The following is a 17,345-nucleotide window of genomic DNA, read 5'->3' as shown; positions in this document are numbered from 1 at the left end:
GGGATGGCCCTCGACCTGGCAGTCGTCTTGGCGGATGTGCGGCCAGGCCGGGGGCGCTGCGCTTTCAGGCGCCGTGGTTGTCGATGCCGGTGCCGTCGCAGTCACGGCAGCGGGCGTTGTCGGGGTCGATGCCGGTGCCGTTGCAGGTGCAGCAGCGGTAGTGGATCACCTCGTTCATCTGGGCGGCTTTCGGTCGCGGGCGGTGGTGGTGAGGTAGACGCGCCAGTGGTGGGGGCGGGCGCGGTCGGCGTAGGCGCGTGAGACGCCGATGACGGTGAAGTGCAGGCGTAGGCGGAACAGGGCGTCGACGATCTCGGCTCGGGTGCCGTCGATGCGGATGCGCATGAGCGGTTCTCCTGGTCAGGTGGCGGACACGGGGTCGGGTTGGACGCAGCCGCGGTAGCTGGTTTCGGCGTCGTAGCGGGCGCGGGCGGCGGCCAGGACGGCGACGGCGCGGTATTCGATCGGGCCGAACCGGCACGAGGTGGCGTAGTGGTCGTATGGGGAGTCCTCGTGGTCGATGTCCGAGCCGAGGAGGGCGGCGATGTGGTCGATCTCGGCGCGCTGGGCGGCGTCGCCGGCCTGGCCGGGGAAGTGGTGGACGGTGGCGCTGGGCGGGACGGGCAGGTCGGGGTGGGCTTCAAGGAAGGCGGCCAGGGCGAGAAGGCCGTTGATGAAGGCGGTGCGGTGGTCGTTGGTCATCGGTTGGTTCTCCCTTCAGGTGGTGCGCAGGGTGTGTATGAGGTCGGCGGCGAGTTGGCTGGATACGCCCAGGTGGGCGCGTAGGGCGTCATCGGTGATGGGCTTGCCGTGGCGAGCGTGGTGGTCGTCGGCGATGCGGCGGGCGTAGGCGAGGAGTGCGGGGGCGAGAGCGTTGGCGGGCTCGTCCTCGGGCCGGGTGTGGTGCGGGACGAGTTCCGATGTCGGGGTCGGAGCGGGCGAGGCCGGTGACGTGGCGGGCTGTCTAGGGCGGGCGGCGCGGCGTTCCAGCATCGAGACGGCGATGAGGAAGGCGGCGGCCGGGGTGGCGGCGGTGATCCAGCCCCAGGCGGTCGGGTCGGCTTGGGCGAGGTTGGCGGCCAGGGACAGGACGATGCCGCCGGTCAGGACGAGGACGGGCCAGGAGACGGGACCGCGCCGAGGCCGGTTGTGCCTCTTGTCGTGTTGGCGTTCGCGGGCGGCCATGACGCAGGTCAGGTCGATGCAGACGGCGACGGCCCAGGACATCCAACCAGTCTGGCCATGCTGGCTGGCGGTGTCGCGGATGTGGGTGAACGATCCGGCACCCGCGATGACGGCCAGGACGAGGACCGGGCCGGTGTCGAGCAGTCGGCAGGCGTAGCGTCGCATCGTTCCTCCCTTCATGGGTTCAGGCGTTGATGGGCTGAGGTAGGTGGGCGGTGATTTCGTCCCAGGGCGGGGTGAGGTGGGCGTGGGTGCGGGCGGCGTGTTCGGCGGTTTGCTCGGTGACGTAGAAGGAGCGGGCGCGGTACCACTGGCCGTCTTGTGAGGCGACGATGGCCACGCCGGGTGTCTCGGCGGCGATGGAGCGGGCCGAGGCCAGGGCGGCGGGGTCGAGGTCGCCGAGGGTCATGGTGGCGGTTTCGGGGTCGTTGACGCGGTGGCAGATGCGACCGGAGCACTGGGCCCGGAGCGCGGTGACGCCGGGGCCGAGGTCGGAGCCGATGCGCTGGCCGCAGCAGAACAGGTAGATGCCGAACGCGCGCCCGAGCTGGGCGACCCGCAGCAGCGCCGTCGAGGTTTTGGCGATCTCGTCCTTTTCGGACTTGTCGGCCATCAGATACAGCTCGGCCAGTTCGTCCACGAGGACCACGACCGGGACCGGGCGGATGGCGGGCGGGAGTTGCCAGATGTTGCGGGCGCCGGCCTGGCGGCACAGGCCCATCCGGTCGATCATCAGGCCGACCAGGTCGGTCAGCAGGCCGACCGATTCATCGCGGGAGGTGGCCAGGGCCGACAACCGGGGTGCGTATGGCGTGAACTCCACCCCGCCCTTGAGGTCGAAGCCGACCAAGGCGACCGGTTGTGGTGCGAGGCCGACGATGAGGGCGTTGGCGAGGTTCGACTTGCCGGACTGCGTCGCGCCCGCGTTCAGCCAATGCGGCACGGTGCGGAAGTCGATGATCCAGGGCTTGCCGGTCTCCAGCCGTCCCACAGTGACCTTGAGCAGTTCGGGTGAGGGCGGGAGCTCATCGATCTTGACGAGCGGGTCGCGCATGGTGGCCATGAGGACGACGCGGCCAGGCCGGGGTGAGGAGACGCGGATGGCGTGGACGCCCCAGGAGTGGGCGAGGCGTTCGGCGGCCTCGGCGTAGTCGCCGGGTGTCTGGCCTTCCAGGGTGTGCAGGGTGACGCGCCAGCCGTGCCGGGTCGGCAGGGGCAGCCACATGAACGGTTTGGTGTCTACGGCGATGCGCTGCCACCTGCGCCGGACGCGGACGATTCCGGTGGAGGCGACCAGGCCGGGGACGGTGGTGAACCAGAAGCGCTGCCGCTTCTTGGTCAGCCCGCAGCCGAGGGCGACCCGCCGCCACGAGGTGCGTACCGTCAGGGCGACCAGCGGGAAGCCGAGCACGAGCCAGAAGGACGGGCGGTGGTAGCGGCGCCAGGCCCACAGCCCGGCCGCAAGCGCGGCCAGGACTGCGAGCGCGTTCAGCGCGTCACGCATCGGCGGCCTCCCGGACGGGGAGCAGGGCGTTGGCGCGGTAGGCGACGCCCCATCGGCCGGCGATCTCCCAGACGTAACCGAGCAGGCCGACGGCGTTGACCTGGTCGCCGACGCTGATGGGCGATTCGCCGGTGAGGCCGATCTTGACGAGTTCGATGCGGCCGAACTCGTCCTCGACGGAGACGGTGACCTCATAAACGGTGTTGCCGTTCTTGTCGGTCTTGATCTCGCCGGTGTCCTTGTTGAGGACGCGCGGGCGTGGGGCCTTGACGCAGGTGATGGCGAGCTTGCTGACGTCGACAGGGATCGGGATGGAACGCATGGGCTGTGACCTCCTCTTTCGTCGTGAGCAACATAGTTAACATGGTTGGCTCGGTTGTCAATGTTCCCTCGGTTGGCCAGGTCGAACATTCGTGGTGAGATAGATGGGCGATGGTCAGACACACCGGGCAGCCTGCCTACCTCCAAATCGCCGACGACCTGCGCGCGCAGATCCGCGGCGGGTCCCTCGCGCCCGGCGCTCCGCTGCCGTCCACGACCAAGCTCGCCGAGCAGTACGACGCGTCCCTGTCGGTGGTGAAGCTCGCCGTAGGCGTCCTGCGCACCGAGGGACTGGTGGTCGGCCAGCAGGGCAAGGGCGTGTTCGTCCGCGATGCCGCCGAGGAGCCGCCGACCGCTGGCGACTCCACGAGCGAGGTGGCCGAGCTGCGCGCCGCCGTACAGGACCTGTCGGTACGCCTCGCGAAGGTCGAGGAGCAGTTGGCTACGTCCACGACACGCCGTCCCGGACGTAGCAGCCGGTAACCTTCCGGGCCAGCGAGGCCGAAGCCCCGCCGGGGTGCCGCCGCAGGCTCAGGGCCTTGTCCTGGCGGCGAATGCCGACCATGACCATGGCGTAGCCGACCAGCACGGTGATGCTGAGCAGGGCGGCGATGATCAGCGGAAGCCAGCTCACGTCCAGCTCACCCCCATCGCGATCGCGCTGCGGGACCGCGCGGGGACGCTTGCTCTCGGTCCGTCGCTGGTTGCGGCGGTTCCTGGCCCGCTCCTTGCGCGCCCAGCGGTCCCGCGCCAGGCACTTGGAGCAGCGGGTCTGTCCCTCGGTCAGGGCGTTGCCGCACTCGCAGGCGGGCGTCTCGCCCGGGATGGTGATCTCGATGTTCATGAGTGCATCTCCTCCTTCGGTCGGTGCCGGGTGGCGTTGTGCAACCGAGGATGCGACGCAGAGTCAGGACGAGATCACTACACGACGGGACATGTTCAAGACGTCCGGCCTACGATGGCCAGGTCCCGGGACGTCCCTTGGAGCAGGTGATTCGGTGAACGAACGGCTACGCGCGGCCCTGTTGCAGAGGGGTGTGAGCGTCGCGGACCTGGCCGAGGCGATCGAAGTTGATCCCAAGACCGTGGAGCGGTGGATCACCAAGGGGCGCGAGCCGTACCGAAAGCACCGCTTTGCCACCGCTTCCTACCTCGGTGTGGACGAGACCTACCTGTGGCCGCAGGCCCTGTCGCGGGAGCAGGTGGTGGCCGCGTCCGAGAGCGAGGTCCTGGCGATCTATCCGCACCGCTGGGCCGTGCCCCGGGACGCATGGGGACGTCTGTTCAGCGGCGCGTCCCAGGAGATCGGCGTCCTGGTCTACAGCGGGTTGTTCCTCGCCGACGACGCCGCGATGGTGCGCCTGCTCGGCGACAAGGCGAAGGCGGGCGTACGGGTGCGCATCCTGCTCGGCGACCCCGACTGCGCCGAGGTCGCCCAGCGCGGCCAGGACGAGGGCGTCGGGGATGGCATGGCGGCGCAGATCCGTACCGCTCTGGTGCTCTACCGGCCGTTGTTCGGGCTGGCTAACTTCGAGCTGCGGCTCCACGACACGATCCTGTACAACTCGATCTACCGTGCTGATGACGACTACCTGGTGAACATGCACGTGTACGGCACCCGCGCCGGCAACGCCCCCGTCCTGCATCTGCGCAGGGTGGCCGGCGGGGAGATGGTCACCACCTACGCCGACAGCTTCGAAAAGGTCTGGGCCCGAGCCGTGCCCGTGGAGGCGTGACCATGGCCAAGCGCATCGACTTCTACGACGACCCCGACGCGCCCGAGCCCAACAGCCTGGTGCCGTCAGTGAACGTCATCGTCACCAACACGGCCGGGGACGTCCTGATGATCCGGCGCAGCGACAACGACAACTGGGCCGTACCCGGCGGCGCCATCGACCTGGGGGAGTCCATCCCGGCGGCGGCAGTTCGCGAGACAGCCGAGGAGACCGGTATCAGGTGTGAGATCACCGGCCTGGTCGGCACCTACAGCGACCCCCGCCACGTCATCCTCTACACCTCCAACGGCGAGGCCCGCCAAGAGTTCTCCATCGTCCTGACCGGCCGCGCCATCGGAGGCGAGCCGACTCCCAGCGAGGAATCCCGAGAGGTCCGGTGGGTGCCCCGGAACGAGATCATGTCCCTGTCGATGGACCGGTCGATGCGGATGCGGATCGAGCACTACCTAATCGGAGCCGGTCTGCCGCATATTGGCTGACCTCGAGGCCGTAGCCATAGTGGTACGTAGGCGGCGTGTGCCATGAGCTGGTTTGGAGGGTGTCGTATGCAAGGGTGGTGGGCCAATCTCTTGCAGGGCGCCTTATCTGCGGTCATCGGCGGCATCGTGGCAGCGCTAACTGCATGGGTCGTGGTCGTGGCGACACGACGCCACGAGAGACGCGTCGCGCTTGAGATCGAAGCTCGGACAAGCGCGATCGAGTTCTTTCTCCTCTTGGCCGACATCGATGTACAGCTGACTCGCTCGCTCGACAACGGCACCGCGTTGCCGCACATAACTGACAGCAAGAACTGGACCGCCAGCGCGTTGAAGGCCGAAATCGCTTTGTTCTCCCTAGGAAGGAAGGTAGGAAACGCATTTTCCCAACAGATCGGCGATCTGAGGCGAGCGCTGGAGTTGGCCGAGGGAGACAATCCTCCCGACGCCGCGTTGGTGACGGCGGCTGCAGCAGCGCTGCATGTACTTACCGATCATCTTGCTGATTGGCTGATGCAAGGACGACACCGACCGGAACCTGTGTCGACCAGGGCACAGCTGTGACGCATCGATCATCCATTCCTGCCGCGGCTCGACTTCAACGCGGTCGTAACTGCCTCTACCGAGGCAAGAATGCACGGAGTCGAGTCAGTGATGGAGCGACTAACCACATGCTCCGGGCCGTACCGTGAGCGGATCTCGGCCAGCCGGTCAAGGACGTCCACATGCCGGCCATCCGGACTGGTGGTCATGTCGCAGTAGGTGAGCGCCCTGGCCAGGTCCGGCCGTTCTTGATCGAACTCCTTGGCTAGGACGTCGAGCAGGTCCCGTTGCCGCGCCTCGTTGTCCGCGCACGAGTGGTAGGCCACCAGACGGCACAGCCGCTCATCCGCTCCGGCCACGTCACGCAGGTAGCGTGCGCCGTCGAGCTGGTGCATGCCAGTGTCGACCAGGTCCGGGGCGTAGCCGATGTCATGCAGAAGGCACGCGGCGATCAGGGTGTCGGTGTCCGCGCCGAGAACCGCGGTCAGGGTCTCGGCCTGCTCGGCGACCCCGAGGGTGTGCGCCCACCGCCGAGGCAACGTCGTCTCCAGCAGGTCCTTGGCCAGGCCGTATGCCCATTCGGTATGTCCCACGTGGTTCACGATAGGCACGAAATGCGTCCCAGAACGCCTGGGAAAGACTAGACGTCCTGGGACGTCCTCCGGTCCCAAAGCCGGACGAACCGCCCTCGCCCATGCTCCGCCACCACCAACCCCTCATGCTCCAGCAACGCCAGGGCCTGCCGCACCGTGGTCCGCGACGCCTGGAACCGCCGCCGCAACGCGGTCTCACTCGGCAGCAGATCACCAGGCGCGAACTCGCGCCGCGCAATCCGCTCACGCAACCACGCGGCGATCACCTGATAGCGATACGAGGCCGCCGCACCCTCCCCAAGCACCACGCGCCCCTTGGACGGGACCGTGACCAGCAACCCTTCCTCCTCCAGGATCGCCAGCCCGCGCCGGACCGTGTTCCGCGCCACCCCGAACCCCCGGCACAGCTCCGCCTCGGAGGGCAGCACCTGGCCAGGGGCGAACTCACCCGACCGGATCCGCTCTCGCAGCCGATCAGCGATCCGGGTGTAGACCCGCCCCCCGGTCAGCCATCCCCCCGTACCCACCGGTTCAGCCGCGGTAGGCATCGAGCAGCTTGTCCAGATCAATCCGTAGATCGCCCTGCTCACCGTCCGCCCACCCTGCCCGCGCGGCCTCCTCGATCCGGTCCACCGCGCCGATCATCTGCAGGAACGACACCCGCTCGTCCTGCTGATCCCCCCAGTAGAACCAGCAGAACGGCAGATGCACGAACACCCGCCGCACCCGGCACCGACTGTCGGTCACATCCAGCGCCGGCCGCCCGTCCTGAGCGACGACCAACACCTGCGTCACGCCCCGCTCGCCGAGCTGCTTGCCCAGCGCGACCAGCAGCCGCTCCGCGTACGCCCGCTGCTGCTCCTTGATGCTCTGGCTCTTGCGCACCCTCGCCCTCCCTGATGTCCCGTGCGGTTCCGTGCGTCGAGCTTGGCTCTGTGGCCTGGGGCGGGAACACCGCAACTAGGGGACGTCTAGGGACGTCTGATGCTAACGTCGCAGCACAGGGTCGTTCTGCGAGAGGAGCAGGCCGGTCATGAACAACAACCTCCGCTACGCACTGGCCGCAGCCCGCCTCAACACCACCGACGTCGCCGCCGCCCTGGCCGTCGACCCCAAAACCGTCAGCAGATGGCTCAACGGCCGCATCCCTTACCCCCGCCACCGCTGGGCCGTCGCCGACCTCCTCAACGTCGACGAAGCCGACCTATGGCCAGAAGCCGCCCACAGACACCAGGCACTCGCCGACGGCATCCACACGATCTACCCCCACCGCTGGGCCATCCCCCAGACGACCTGGCGCGCCCACTTCAACACGGCCATAAGGGAGATCGACATCCTCGCCTACAGCGCGTTGTTCCTCGCTGAAGATCCCGCTGTGCAGCGCATCCTCACCGAGAGGGCCGAGGCCGGCGTCAAGGTCCGCATCCTCCTCGGCGACCCCGAAGGCCCGGAAGTCGCCGCCAGGGGAGTCGACGAAGGCATCGGAGCCGAGGTTATGGCAGCCCGCGTCAGGAACGCCCTCACGCTGTACCGTCCCCTAATCGACGTGCAGGGAGTCGAACTCCGACTCCACCGCACTGTCCTCTACAACTCCCTCTACCGCGCAGACGACCAGCTCCTGATCAACACCCACGCCTACGGCACCCCAGCCGCCAACGCCCCCGTCATGCACCTCACCAACACCAACGACGAGGGGCCGGCAGGCACCTACCTCAGCAGCTTCAACCGCATCTGGACCACCGCCCAGCCCCACAACCAGTAGCTCAAACCCCAGCGGACACAGCAACGGCCAGACCAGAAAGCAACTTCTCTCCACGTCATCAAGGGCAGCCCGCCTGCGGCGGCCTGCCGCGCGTGGGCGGTCGCTGGCCGCGCTGCGGCTCTCCGGCCGGTCACGGCCAGCGCCGCCCCCGCATCCGACCATTGCGGCGAAGCGCAGAGCCGCTCGTCATCACCGGATATGGCACGCATGACCATGCGTAACGAGGGAGATTAGATGATGAGGGCATCATCAGGGAGTCAAGGGGATATTCCCTGCCTTAAGAGATGCCTGGGTGAACTCCCCAATGCTGACGTTGATGTCGAAGAGGAATGCCGTAGCTTCTAACGGAAGATCCCAGGTGTGTGTGTCCACGGAAATCCGTTTGAGGATCTCCATAGTTCCCATCAGCAAAAATCCCGTGCATGCTAGGCCGATGCATGCGGTTGCAGCTGGGTCCAAGTGCCCACGAGTCTGATAGATAATTCGCCGAGGAACAAACGCTCGAATAATTTGATCTGATCCAGCATGAACTGCGGAATTACATGCCACGTAAAGCTCTCTGAGGTGGCTACTCTCAACAGCCTCCTCGATATCACGGAAGGTTATCCGTGTCTTCTGGGGGATTCCGCGTCCTGGCGCAGCCCAGTTGTTCTCTCCCTTGAAGAAATGATCACCCCACTGTGCTCGTGCTTGAGCAAGAATGTTCGTGTCGAGTTCATCCAGTTCGCTCGCATCCACTCCTGCGCGCGCTGCGACGTAGAAGCGTTCTGTTAGCTCGAAACCCCCATCTTGTCGTTCATTGTTGCATAGGAAGAACGTCTTTACTACCAGTTCGTACAGCGTTCTCATGCGCCCGTACGCGCCATCGGATAGGCCATTTCGGAGCAGAAGAATGATCTCTTCGGAGAGGGTAATCATACGTGCCTGCATACCGGTCAGCAGAAGTAGGCGAAGAGCGGGGCCGCCAAACTCCTCTGCGATCCCAAACAGCTTAGATGACCTTTCGGGCCCGTGTGGATCGAATGTGCGACGCCAGAACGTCTTGGACAGTGAGCTACTAATCAGCTCGGAAGATGCAAGAGAAAGTTCCCAGTGAGTAAATGCCTTATGGAAGCGCTTGAGCACACTTTGCTGTGTTCGCTGGCGTGCAGCCGATCTTCGACGCCTCTGGATGATCGCTCGGCGTGCACCCTTGGCGTACCACGTCGGCGCTAGCGTTCGCGCATTGAAGCTAAACTCAGAATAGGCATCTAGAACTGCATCTCCTTTACTGATTACCTCATGACTTTTGTTCTTATCGGCAATGATGCGGTTGGCAACGCCTGTGATTATGTCCATGAACTCCGACGACTCAATGTTCATACCGTCTCCTGACGATGGGCAGCCGACCAGAATCTCATGGATCCGGCCACGGGTCCACCGGTTATTGCCTACGGCGCCCACCGGCTGCAACCTCACTGTGAGACCGAACCGTCATGTCGCGTTCGACAACCTGAAGATCACGGAGTGTGAGGGTAAGTGGAGTAGGGGTTGAGTTCCGCCTTCATGCTGCGAGGCCGTAGACCATGCTGCCGCGCCGCTTCCGGTGCTCGCGCTTGGCGGCCCTACGCTCCGGGTTGGCTGGCCACCGGATACGCGGGTTGCTGTCGGTCGCTGTACCTAAGGGAAGTGCAGCAATGCCGCCTCACACAACCTGATCATCCGTCCAGCGTCACACGGTTGAGCAGCAGCATCTAGCCTCCATCACAGTATTCCGCTTCACTCGTATGAAGTGACCGGTGGTGCCGGCCGCGGCGATTGCTTACCTCGGCTCTGGCCGACCAGAGTTAGGGCAATCGGTGGCAAGGCTGAGGCCGGCAGCAACGTCCCCGCGCGCCGACGCGTCCGCGCCACCATCCACGCGCGCCCGACTACGGCCTCAATCAGTAGAACAGCGTGATTGTTCAGCCTGAAGCGGAAGACTAGATCGCTAGCCTGCTTTAATCGCGGACTTTTGAGTGTCGGCTATCCGCGATCTAGAATAACGGCCATTGTCGCTGCCAGAGCGGATCCCGTCGCACCCAGGCAAGACAGTGTCGCCATTGTGTCCTTGGGCGTTGCCCAGAGGCCTCGATTCAACCGACGCCACCGCTCCCGCCCCAGTCGGCGAGCGAGGTTCTGCCGCTTGTGCTCACGGACCTGGTTGCAACCGAACAGGAGGCCCTGAGCGTTGTTTCTGCATGCTCCCTGGCGTCCTTGGGCTCCACAGGTCCGAGGCACCCTGAAAAGGAAATAGATGATTGTGAGTACGGACGCCGCAATCAAGAGAGGAGCGACTTTTCCCTTGTCGTCTACGATCCACCAGGCAGCAGCGATAGCCGCAAGCAGACCATAGCCCCAATACTTTTCTATGAAGCTTTTTCTCCCTCTCGCCACATCAATAACGTAGTGACCGCTTGAGTTGTCGGCTAGTGAGACTTCCTTCTCCTTGGAGCACGCAGATCTGTATTGACGGGACGTGCCGTTGCGGCTAAGGATCTCGTACGCCAAGATCGGGTCTAGGCGGGCTTACCGCCTGACGCGATGCTCTCCAAGTTGAGCTGAATCCCGCCTATTAGGCGCCTGATCTCCTTTAGATGCCCTTCCGTCTGTTTCGTGGCCTCTGCCTGCGCAAGAGCAGCCCAGACAAGGGCAACCTCGGCGTGCCCCTTCTGTAGAGCCTTCCGAGCCTCAGTCTCATACTCGTTTTTCGCGAACGGTTCCATGAACTCTCCTTGTAGGAGAACTGGACGCCGCCACCGTAAGCTGCTCAGCCCGTGGGGACTACATGTTGGTAGAGGACAAGACACTGTCCCGATGGCGAGTACGCACGAGTCTTGACCAGCCCTCTTCACTACTTGCGTGCGGACCGCCCCACAGACGTCCAGGGCATGCTGCACAGCAGCACGTACAGCGACACGTTTTACGGGATCACACACCCACCGATCGACATCTACTACCTGCTCAGGGCAAGAGCCCCACAAGGTGCTTGCTCGGCCCTACGGATCAGATAGCCAGCACCGTGGCTGAGGCCGTGACGATCGCGGACTTCGGTGCCCGTCGTACAGGCTGGGGCGATCGCCGGCAAGGCCCTCCTCCGTCGGGCCTTGCCACCGGGTGACCATGGCCGGGGTGACAGTAGCACTGACAGCAACGTCCCCACACACCGACGAATCCACGCCACCGTCCACACGCGTTTGACCACGGTCTCCATCAACCGAGCAGGGTGATTGCTCCGCCTGAAAAGCGGAAGGTCGGCAGTTCGACCCTGCCCCTGACCACAAGCTCTGAACAGCAAGGAAGCCCCGTAGCGATCACCGCTTCGGGGCATTTTTGTTGTTCTGGCGACAGTTCGCCTGATTAAGAGGTGGCGAAGCATTGGGGTGGTTACGACGCCGACAGCCGAGGATGTCGGCTCGAACCGCAGTCCGGTATCTCATGACCCGAGCATTCATCGAGATCCGTGCAACTACGCACATCGTCAAACGAGAGCTGCCGAACGAAGATCTTGAGAGCGCGCAGGCTCATGTTGATCGCATACGCATGATCGCTGACATCTGTCACAACCTTCCGGCCGACTTCATTCCAGGCAGCGAGCGAGAGCGGGAGCAGCGAGCGATGGACAGCTTGAAGTGGCATTTGGGGGAGCTTGAACCTGGTGATCGCTCCGCCCTGTGGGTGCAGTCGGAACTGGACGACTTCGGCTACGACTACCGGCCGCTTCTACCGCAACATGTGAGGGACCGGCTTACACAACGGTGAACGCCCGGACAGGTCTGTCCAGGCGTTCTTTGGTATGTGCAGCTAAGCGCCTACCTCAGCGCGTCACCGAGCTTGCCGAGAGCGTGCGCTCCCGGACGACGTGCGGCGGGACGCTGAGGTCCAGGAAGAGGCTCACGCAGGTGTGCCTCGCCCCTGACCGCAAGCACTGGCGGTGATCGCGGCGAGCCGGTGAGGCGCGGGTGTGGGGCCGTGCGGGGTCATGCCTGTAAGTAGTGCAGGACGGCCATGACGCGGCGGTGGTCGGTGTCGGAAGGGGTCAGGCCCAGTTTGGTGAAGATCTGGGAGACGTGTTTCTCCACCGAGCCGTACGACAGGAACAGGGCCTCGGCGATGGCGGTGTTGGAGCGGCCCTGGGCCATCAGGGCCAGGACCTCCCGCTCGCGCGGCGTCAGCAGGGCGAGGGTTTCGCCGCGCCGGCTGGCGCCCATGATCTGGGTGACGACCTCCGGGTCGAGGACGGTCTCCCCGGCGGCGACGCGGTCGAGGGCCGTCAGGAAGTCCTTGACGTCGGCCACGCGTTCCTTCAGCAGGTAGCCGACCCCGCGTGCCCCGCCGGCCAGGAGCTGGGCGGCGTAGCGGGTCTCGATGTACTGGGAGAACACCAGCACGCCCAGGTCAGGGTGGTCCTGGCGGATCCGGATCGCGGCGCGCAGCCCCTCGTCCGTGTGGGAGGGCGGCATGCGGACGTCGACCACGGCGACGTCGGGGCGGTGCTCGGCCACGGCCGCCGCCAGGGCCTCGCCGTCGCCCACGGCGGCGGCCACCTCGTGCCCGCGCGAGGTGAGCAGCAGGCACAGCCCGTCCCGGAGCACCACGGCGTCCTCGGCGATCACGATGCGCATCGGCTCTCCGTTCAGCTCCCCGTGCCGGCCCCCAGGGGAAGATCGACAGTCACCACCGTAGGTCCTCCGGGAGGGCTGTGGATCGCCAGGACGCCGTCCACGACCCGGACGCGTCCGGCCAGCCCGCGCAGCCCGGAGCCGGTGCCCGGTGCCGCGCCGCCGTTGCCGTCGTCGCGCACCCGCAGGCGGAGCCGCCCGTCCGCGGCCCGCACCCGGACCTCGGCGTTGCGGGCGCCGCTGTGCTTGACGACGTTGGCCAGCAGCTCGGCGGTGCAGAAGAAGGCGATGGTCTCGACGGCGGACGAGGGCCGTACCGGCAGGTCCACGTCGAGGGCGACGGGGAGCGGGCTGCGCGCGGCGAGTGTGGCCAGCGCCACCTCCAGGCCCTTGTCGAGGGCGGGCGGGTGGATGCCGCGGATGAGGTCGGTCAGCTCGGACAGGGCCTCCTTGGCGTTGCGGTGGGCGTTGTCGAGGAGGGTACGGGCGTGTTCGAGGCGGTCGTCCGGGTTGCCCGCGGTGTCCGGCTCCTCGCCGGTGGTGTCCGGCTCCTCGGCGGCGGTGTCCAGCTCCTCGCGGGCCATGCTGATGCTCATCGCGAGGGCGACCAGGCGGGCGGCCGTGCCGTCGTGCAGGTCGCGCTCGATGCGGCGCAGCGCGGCGGCGGCGTCGTCCACGGCCAGTGCCCGGGTCTCCTCCAGCGTACGGATGCGGGCCTGGCCGGGGGCGGGGCCGAGCAGCGTACGGGCCAGCAGCCGCTCCGGGCCGAGCGCGAGGTGCACGACCTTGGGCGCGAGGAGCAGCAGCGCCAGCCCCAGCACGCTCATGAGCAGCGCCCCGGGCAGGCCGCCCGGCGCCAGGGCGGGGAAGGCGGAGGTCCGCCACCACAGCGGGCAGGAGAGCAGGACCGGCCCGAGGCCCCATGACGCCGCCGCGGCGGCGCAGGCCAGGACGGCGGCCGGCAGCCTGACCAGGCTGTGGACGGTCGCACGCCAGCCGGTGACGTCACCGAGCGCCGCCACCAGCCGGTTCATCAGGCCCCGGTCCGGCCGGAACGGCGGGGGCGGCGGCACCTCCGCCCCGGCCAGCGTCCGGGCCAGCCCCCGGTTGACCCGGCCGAGGCCCCTGGCGCCCGTCACACACGCGGCCAGCAGCGGCAGGCCGACGAGGTTGGCCGAGGCCAGCACGCTCAGCGCGACGGCGAGCAGGTGGAGCAGGCCGAGGGCGACCATGACCGGCAGGGCCAGCGAGTAGGCCAGCTCGCGCCACATCCGCACCGGGTGCTCCTTTCTCCTTTTGCCCTTTTCCAGGGTGGCGGGTGAGCGCGGGGAGGACCACCCGGCGGTCCCCCGGGGGATGTCCGGAACCGGGACGGCGGGCCGCCCCGTGGTGGGTGACCGGCCTCGCGGCCGAGGCTGGGGCGGAAGGAGACGAAACGGACAGCGGAGAGTGGAGGAGGGCTCGGATGTTCGGCGGGATTCCGTTCGGCGGGGCCAGGGGTCCGGGGGTTCGCGGGCTGATGGGCAGGGCGGGGGCAGCGGTGGTGGTGCTGGCGACGGCGGCGGGGGCGGTGCCGGCGACGGCTGTGGGGAGCCTGGCGCCACCCGCGTACGCCGCCACGGCGCGGCTCGGCTGGAAACCGTGCGCGGGCGAGGGGAGGCCCGCCGGGATGGAGTGCGCGGCCATCGAGGTGCCCGTGGACTGGTCCAGGCCCGAAGGCCGCAAGGTCGAGCTGGAGCTGGCCAGGCTGCGGGCCACCGAGCCCGCCCGCCGCGTCGGCAGCGTGCTCGGCGTCCCCGGCGGCCCGGGCGCGAACGGCATCGAGGACCTCGCCCACGCCGCGGGCGACCTGACCGAGCTGCGCCGCCGCTTCGACCTCGTCGGCTACAGCCCGCGCAACGCCGTCTGGCGCGAGCGCATGCCCGCCTCGTGCGGGCAGCCGGGCACGGCCTTGGACGAGCCCCGCGACCGCCGCCAGTACGCCGCCCTGGCCGCCGCCATGTCCAAGGCGTTCGAGCGGTGCCGGGACGACGACCGGACCGGCCTGTTCGCCCACATGGACTCGCTGTCGGTGGCCAGGGACATGGACGCCGTGCGCCGCGCCCTGGGCGAGGAACGGCTGAGCTTCATGGCCAACTCCTACGGCGGAGTGCCCGCGGCCGCGTACCTGCGGCTGTTCCCGGGGCGCGTCCGGGCCCTCTACGTGGACGGCGTGGTCAACCAGACCGAGGGCTGGCCGCGGATGAATCTGGTGGCGTTCTCGGGCGCGGAGCGGGCGCTGGCCCGCTTCGGTACGTGGTGCGCGGCCACGCCGTCCTGCGCGCTGCACGGCGAGGACGCCACGGCGGTCTGGCGCGGGCTCACCCGGGACGCCGACCGCAGGCCGGTCCCCGTCACGTCCGAGCGGTTCGGCGCGGGCGAGCTGAGCGGCTGGCACCTGCGCAGCTTCGGTTTCCCCCTGGACCCGGGGCCGGGCCACGAGCGGTGGGCGGCCTTCGCCAGGGCGGTCGAGCAGGCGCGCCGCGGTGACTGGTCAGGGTTCGCCGAGGGGGTTCTCGGCAACGCCCGGGTCTGGTCCATGCCGGGCCTCCTGGCCATGACCTGCGGCGACGAGCGGGGCTACACCAGCTACGGCCAGCTCGCCCGCTTCCGCCGGCAGGTGCGCGAGATCGCGCCCAGCTTCGCCGGGGCGGCGTTCGACGGGCTCGGTTGCGCGGGCTGGTCCGAGGCGGTGCCGAACCCGGCGCGTCCCCTACCGGTGCGCGGGGTTCCGCCGGTGCTGGGCGCCGGCACCCTGGAGGGCGACTTCCCGTGGACGGAACGGTTCGTCCGGATGGTGCCGGGCTCGGTGACCCTCGGCTACGACGGGCCGGGGCACGTGCTGTACCTCTCGGGCAAGAAGTGCCCCATCGCGCACGCCACCACGTACCTGACCGAGCTGCGGCTGCCCGCGCCCGGCACGATCTGCCCCGCCGAATGAGCGCGAGCGGGCCGGGCGGACGCGGGGGCCGGGCCGGGCGGACGCGGAGGCCGGGCCGGGGCTCAGGCGAGCCAGTGGCCGTCGCGCATGAGGTCGCGGCCCCGCAGCTCGTTCGCCTCGCGCCAGGCCTGGACGCGGCGCGGCCGGATCAGGAAGTACTGGTAGGGCTCGGCCAGCTCGCGCGGGTCGAAACCGGTCCTGGCCGCGAACGCGTCACCGGTGCCGGGAGGCAGGTCGGCGAGGTCCACCGGCTCGGCGGTGCCGTCGATGAGGACGACGTCGCGGGTCCGGCCGAGACTGAGCCGGACCCGGCCGTCGGCCAGCAGGTTGCGGCCGGTGACCGAGGCGCGCGGCGTCGAGATGAGGATCGTGCTCCCGTCCCAGAGGTAGGAGAGCGGGACGAGGTGGACGCCGTCGGGGGAGCCCGACGTGGCGACCCAGAGGTCGATCTCACCTTCCAGCTTCGCGCGGGTGTCCCGCAGCCTCTCCTCACGGGTACGTGCGGGCGGTGCGTCCGTCATGGTGCCTTTCTCCAGTCGTGCGTCGTGCGTCGTGCGCGGTGCGTCGTGCGCGGTGTGCGGTGTGCGGTGTGCGGTGTGCTTCCGCCAGGCGGCTGCGGGGCCGGCCACCTCAAGGGTCACGGACCCGGTGGACGTCATGGTCAGGACGCCAGCGTCAGCCCCGCGGGCGGTGCTTCCCGATTCCCGACCGGCCCGGCGGCCTGCCGGTAGGCGGCGGGCGGCATGCCGACCAGCTCGGTGAAGCGGGTGCCGAAGGCGGCCGGTGACGGGCCGCCGACCGCCGCGGAGATCTCGGGGACGCTGAGGTGGGTGAGACGCAGCAGCGCCGCCGCGCGCTCGACGCGGCGGTCCATCAGGTACGCGTACGGCGACTTGCCGTACGCCTGCCGGAACCGGTGGCTGAGCTGCCCGGCGGGCGTGCCGGCGTCCCTGGCGAGCGCCTGGACGTCCAGCGGCCGCGCGTACTCGCGGTCGATCCGGTCGCGGACGCGGCGCAGCCGCGCGAGGTCGTGCAGGCGCTGCGCCGCGGCCAGGGCCTGGCCCCACGCTGGGTAACACATGGAGAACTCCTTGCATCGACAGGACGGCGTGCGCGGGCGCTCTCGCGGCCCGGCCGCCGGTTGGGGTGGTTCGGGGGTTCCGGATTCCGGGCGCGGCGGAGCGCCGGACGGCTCAGCGCACCTCCTGGATGCGGACCAGGTTGCCGGCCGGGTCGCGGAAGGCGCAGTCGCGCACGCCGTAGGGCTGCTCGGTCGGCTCCTGGACGACCTCGGCGTCGCCGGCCTGCACCTTCTCGAAGACGTCGTCGAGGTCGGAGGTGGCCAGCAGGATCCAGCCGTAGGTGCCCTTGGCCATCATCTCGCTGATGGTGCGGCGCTCGTCGTCGGTGATGCCGGGGTCGGTGCCGGGCGGCGCCAGGAGGATGGACGTGCCGGGCTGGCCGGCCGGGCCGACCGTGATCCAGCGCGTCCTGCCCTGCCCGACGTCGCTGCGGACCTCGAAGCCGAGGGTGTCGCGGTAGAAGGCCAGGGAGGCGTCCGGGTCCTCGTGCGGCAGCACGCAGGTGTGAATGGTGATATCCATG

The 17,345-nt window shown here is 68.1% G+C and carries 23 protein-coding genes; 7 read left to right on the top strand and 16 right to left on the bottom strand.

Features of this window, described 5'->3' with window-relative positions:
- Nucleotides 1-174 precede the first annotated feature (174 nt).
- From AB0H75_RS15040 to AB0H75_RS15020, 5 genes are read right to left on the bottom strand one after another with little or no spacing between them, the layout of a single operon-like run.
- A complete protein-coding gene (locus AB0H75_RS15040) occupies nt 175-345 on the bottom strand; it encodes a hypothetical protein (protein ID WP_367796234.1) in 171 nt (56 codons plus the stop codon).
- A 15-nt stretch (nt 346-360) separates the two neighbouring features.
- Nucleotides 361-702 (bottom strand): hypothetical protein, encoded by a 342-nt coding sequence (locus AB0H75_RS15035; RefSeq protein WP_367796232.1) that lies wholly within the window; start codon nt 700-702, stop codon nt 361-363.
- 15 nt (nt 703-717) lie between these two features.
- Nucleotides 718-1,350 carry a DUF2637 domain-containing protein gene (locus AB0H75_RS15030; protein ID WP_367796230.1) on the bottom strand — a complete coding sequence of 211 codons (633 nt, stop codon included), beginning with the start codon at nt 1,348-1,350 and terminating at the stop codon, nt 718-720.
- 19 nt (nt 1,351-1,369) lie between these two features.
- On the bottom strand, nt 1,370-2,689 hold the full coding sequence (locus AB0H75_RS15025) for an FtsK/SpoIIIE domain-containing protein (protein WP_367796228.1): 1,320 nt from the start codon (nt 2,687-2,689) through the stop codon (nt 1,370-1,372).
- Nucleotides 2,682-3,011 (bottom strand): hypothetical protein, encoded by a 330-nt coding sequence (locus AB0H75_RS15020; protein WP_367796226.1) that lies wholly within the window; start codon nt 3,009-3,011, stop codon nt 2,682-2,684. The genes AB0H75_RS15025 and AB0H75_RS15020 overlap by 8 nt, the downstream gene beginning before the upstream one ends.
- 110 nt (nt 3,012-3,121) lie before the next feature.
- On the opposite strand from AB0H75_RS15020, the gene AB0H75_RS15015 reads away from it, so the two are divergent.
- Entirely contained in the window at nt 3,122-3,493 is a 372-nt protein-coding gene (locus AB0H75_RS15015) for a GntR family transcriptional regulator (RefSeq protein WP_367796224.1), read from the top strand.
- Here the strand turns inward: AB0H75_RS15015 and AB0H75_RS15010 are convergent.
- Nucleotides 3,453-3,854 (bottom strand): hypothetical protein, encoded by a 402-nt coding sequence (locus AB0H75_RS15010; RefSeq protein ID WP_367796222.1) that lies wholly within the window; start codon nt 3,852-3,854, stop codon nt 3,453-3,455. The genes AB0H75_RS15015 and AB0H75_RS15010 overlap by 41 nt on opposite strands.
- Nucleotides 3,855-4,008: 154 nt before the next feature.
- Here AB0H75_RS15010 and AB0H75_RS15005 point away from each other — a divergent pair, with 154 nt between their 5' ends.
- From AB0H75_RS15005 to AB0H75_RS14995, 3 genes are all read left to right on the top strand, one after another.
- Entirely contained in the window at nt 4,009-4,746 is a 738-nt protein-coding gene (locus tag AB0H75_RS15005; RefSeq protein ID WP_367796220.1) for an XRE family transcriptional regulator, read from the top strand.
- Between the two features lie 2 nt (nt 4,747-4,748).
- Nucleotides 4,749-5,225 carry an NUDIX hydrolase gene (locus AB0H75_RS15000; protein ID WP_367796218.1) on the top strand — a complete coding sequence of 159 codons (477 nt, stop codon included), beginning with the start codon at nt 4,749-4,751 and terminating at the stop codon, nt 5,223-5,225.
- A 66-nt stretch (nt 5,226-5,291) separates the two neighbouring features.
- Nucleotides 5,292-5,786, top strand: coding sequence for a hypothetical protein (locus AB0H75_RS14995; RefSeq protein ID WP_367796216.1), 495 nt, complete (start codon nt 5,292-5,294; stop codon nt 5,784-5,786).
- Between the two features lie 8 nt (nt 5,787-5,794).
- Here AB0H75_RS14995 and AB0H75_RS14990 read toward each other — a convergent pair whose 3' ends face one another.
- From AB0H75_RS14990 to AB0H75_RS14980, 3 genes are read right to left on the bottom strand one after another with little or no spacing between them, the layout of a single operon-like run.
- Nucleotides 5,795-6,358 (bottom strand): HD domain-containing protein, encoded by a 564-nt coding sequence (locus AB0H75_RS14990; protein ID WP_367796214.1) that lies wholly within the window; start codon nt 6,356-6,358, stop codon nt 5,795-5,797.
- 47 nt (nt 6,359-6,405) lie between these two features.
- Complete coding sequence (locus tag AB0H75_RS14985) at nt 6,406-6,948, bottom strand: GntR family transcriptional regulator (RefSeq protein WP_367796212.1); 543 nt, start codon at nt 6,946-6,948, stop codon at nt 6,406-6,408.
- Complete coding sequence (locus tag AB0H75_RS14980) at nt 6,890-7,243, bottom strand: hypothetical protein (protein ID WP_367796210.1); 354 nt, start codon at nt 7,241-7,243, stop codon at nt 6,890-6,892. Before AB0H75_RS14980 ends, AB0H75_RS14985 begins: the two co-directional genes overlap by 59 nt.
- A 148-nt stretch (nt 7,244-7,391) precedes the next feature.
- On the opposite strand from AB0H75_RS14980, the gene AB0H75_RS14975 reads away from it, so the two are divergent.
- Nucleotides 7,392-8,120 carry an XRE family transcriptional regulator gene (locus AB0H75_RS14975; RefSeq protein WP_367796208.1) on the top strand — a complete coding sequence of 243 codons (729 nt, stop codon included), beginning with the start codon at nt 7,392-7,394 and terminating at the stop codon, nt 8,118-8,120.
- A gap of 249 nt (nt 8,121-8,369) precedes the next feature.
- Here the strand turns inward: AB0H75_RS14975 and AB0H75_RS14970 are convergent, their stop codons facing one another.
- Together AB0H75_RS14970 and AB0H75_RS14965 are read right to left on the bottom strand one after the other, a co-directional pair.
- Nucleotides 8,370-9,482, bottom strand: a complete 1,113-nt coding sequence (locus AB0H75_RS14970; RefSeq protein ID WP_367796206.1) for a DUF5677 domain-containing protein — start codon at nt 9,480-9,482, stop codon at nt 8,370-8,372.
- Nucleotides 9,483-10,657: 1,175 nt separating this feature from the next.
- On the bottom strand, nt 10,658-10,864 hold the full coding sequence (locus AB0H75_RS14965) for a hypothetical protein (RefSeq protein WP_367796204.1): 207 nt from the start codon (nt 10,862-10,864) through the stop codon (nt 10,658-10,660).
- 712 nt (nt 10,865-11,576) lie between these two features.
- On the opposite strand from AB0H75_RS14965, the gene AB0H75_RS14960 reads away from it, so the two are divergent.
- A complete protein-coding gene (locus AB0H75_RS14960) occupies nt 11,577-11,900 on the top strand; it encodes a hypothetical protein (protein ID WP_367796202.1) in 324 nt (107 codons plus the stop codon).
- Nucleotides 11,901-12,118: 218 nt separating this feature from the next.
- On the opposite strand, the gene AB0H75_RS14955 is transcribed toward AB0H75_RS14960, so the two are convergent.
- Nucleotides 12,119-12,763: a LuxR C-terminal-related transcriptional regulator gene (locus AB0H75_RS14955; RefSeq protein WP_367796200.1), complete on the bottom strand. Its 645-nt coding sequence runs from the start codon at nt 12,761-12,763 to the stop codon at nt 12,119-12,121.
- A gap of 11 nt (nt 12,764-12,774) precedes the next feature.
- Complete coding sequence (locus tag AB0H75_RS14950) at nt 12,775-14,031, bottom strand: sensor histidine kinase (protein WP_367797119.1); 1,257 nt, start codon at nt 14,029-14,031, stop codon at nt 12,775-12,777.
- A 194-nt stretch (nt 14,032-14,225) separates the two neighbouring features.
- On the opposite strand from AB0H75_RS14950, the gene AB0H75_RS14945 reads away from it, so the two are divergent.
- Nucleotides 14,226-15,740: an alpha/beta hydrolase gene (locus AB0H75_RS14945; RefSeq protein WP_367796198.1), complete on the top strand. Its 1,515-nt coding sequence runs from the start codon at nt 14,226-14,228 to the stop codon at nt 15,738-15,740.
- A gap of 62 nt (nt 15,741-15,802) precedes the next feature.
- Here AB0H75_RS14945 and AB0H75_RS14940 read toward each other — a convergent pair whose 3' ends face one another.
- The 3 genes from AB0H75_RS14940 to AB0H75_RS14930 form a co-directional block, all read right to left on the bottom strand.
- Nucleotides 15,803-16,261, bottom strand: coding sequence for a pyridoxamine 5'-phosphate oxidase family protein (locus AB0H75_RS14940; protein ID WP_367796196.1), 459 nt, complete (start codon nt 16,259-16,261; stop codon nt 15,803-15,805).
- Between the two features lie 140 nt (nt 16,262-16,401).
- Nucleotides 16,402-16,821, bottom strand: coding sequence for a helix-turn-helix transcriptional regulator (locus tag AB0H75_RS14935; protein WP_367796194.1), 420 nt, complete (start codon nt 16,819-16,821; stop codon nt 16,402-16,404).
- Nucleotides 16,822-16,933: 112 nt separating this feature from the next.
- Nucleotides 16,934-17,344 (bottom strand): VOC family protein, encoded by a 411-nt coding sequence (locus tag AB0H75_RS14930; protein ID WP_367796192.1) that lies wholly within the window; start codon nt 17,342-17,344, stop codon nt 16,934-16,936.
- Nucleotide 17,345: the final 1 nt, after the last annotated feature.

Origin of the sequence: Nonomuraea sp. NPDC050783 (genome assembly GCF_040802095.1) — a bacterium.
Lineage (GTDB): Bacteria > Actinomycetota > Actinomycetes > Streptosporangiales > Streptosporangiaceae > Nonomuraea.
This window is presented reverse-complemented; position numbering and strand designations above follow the sequence as displayed.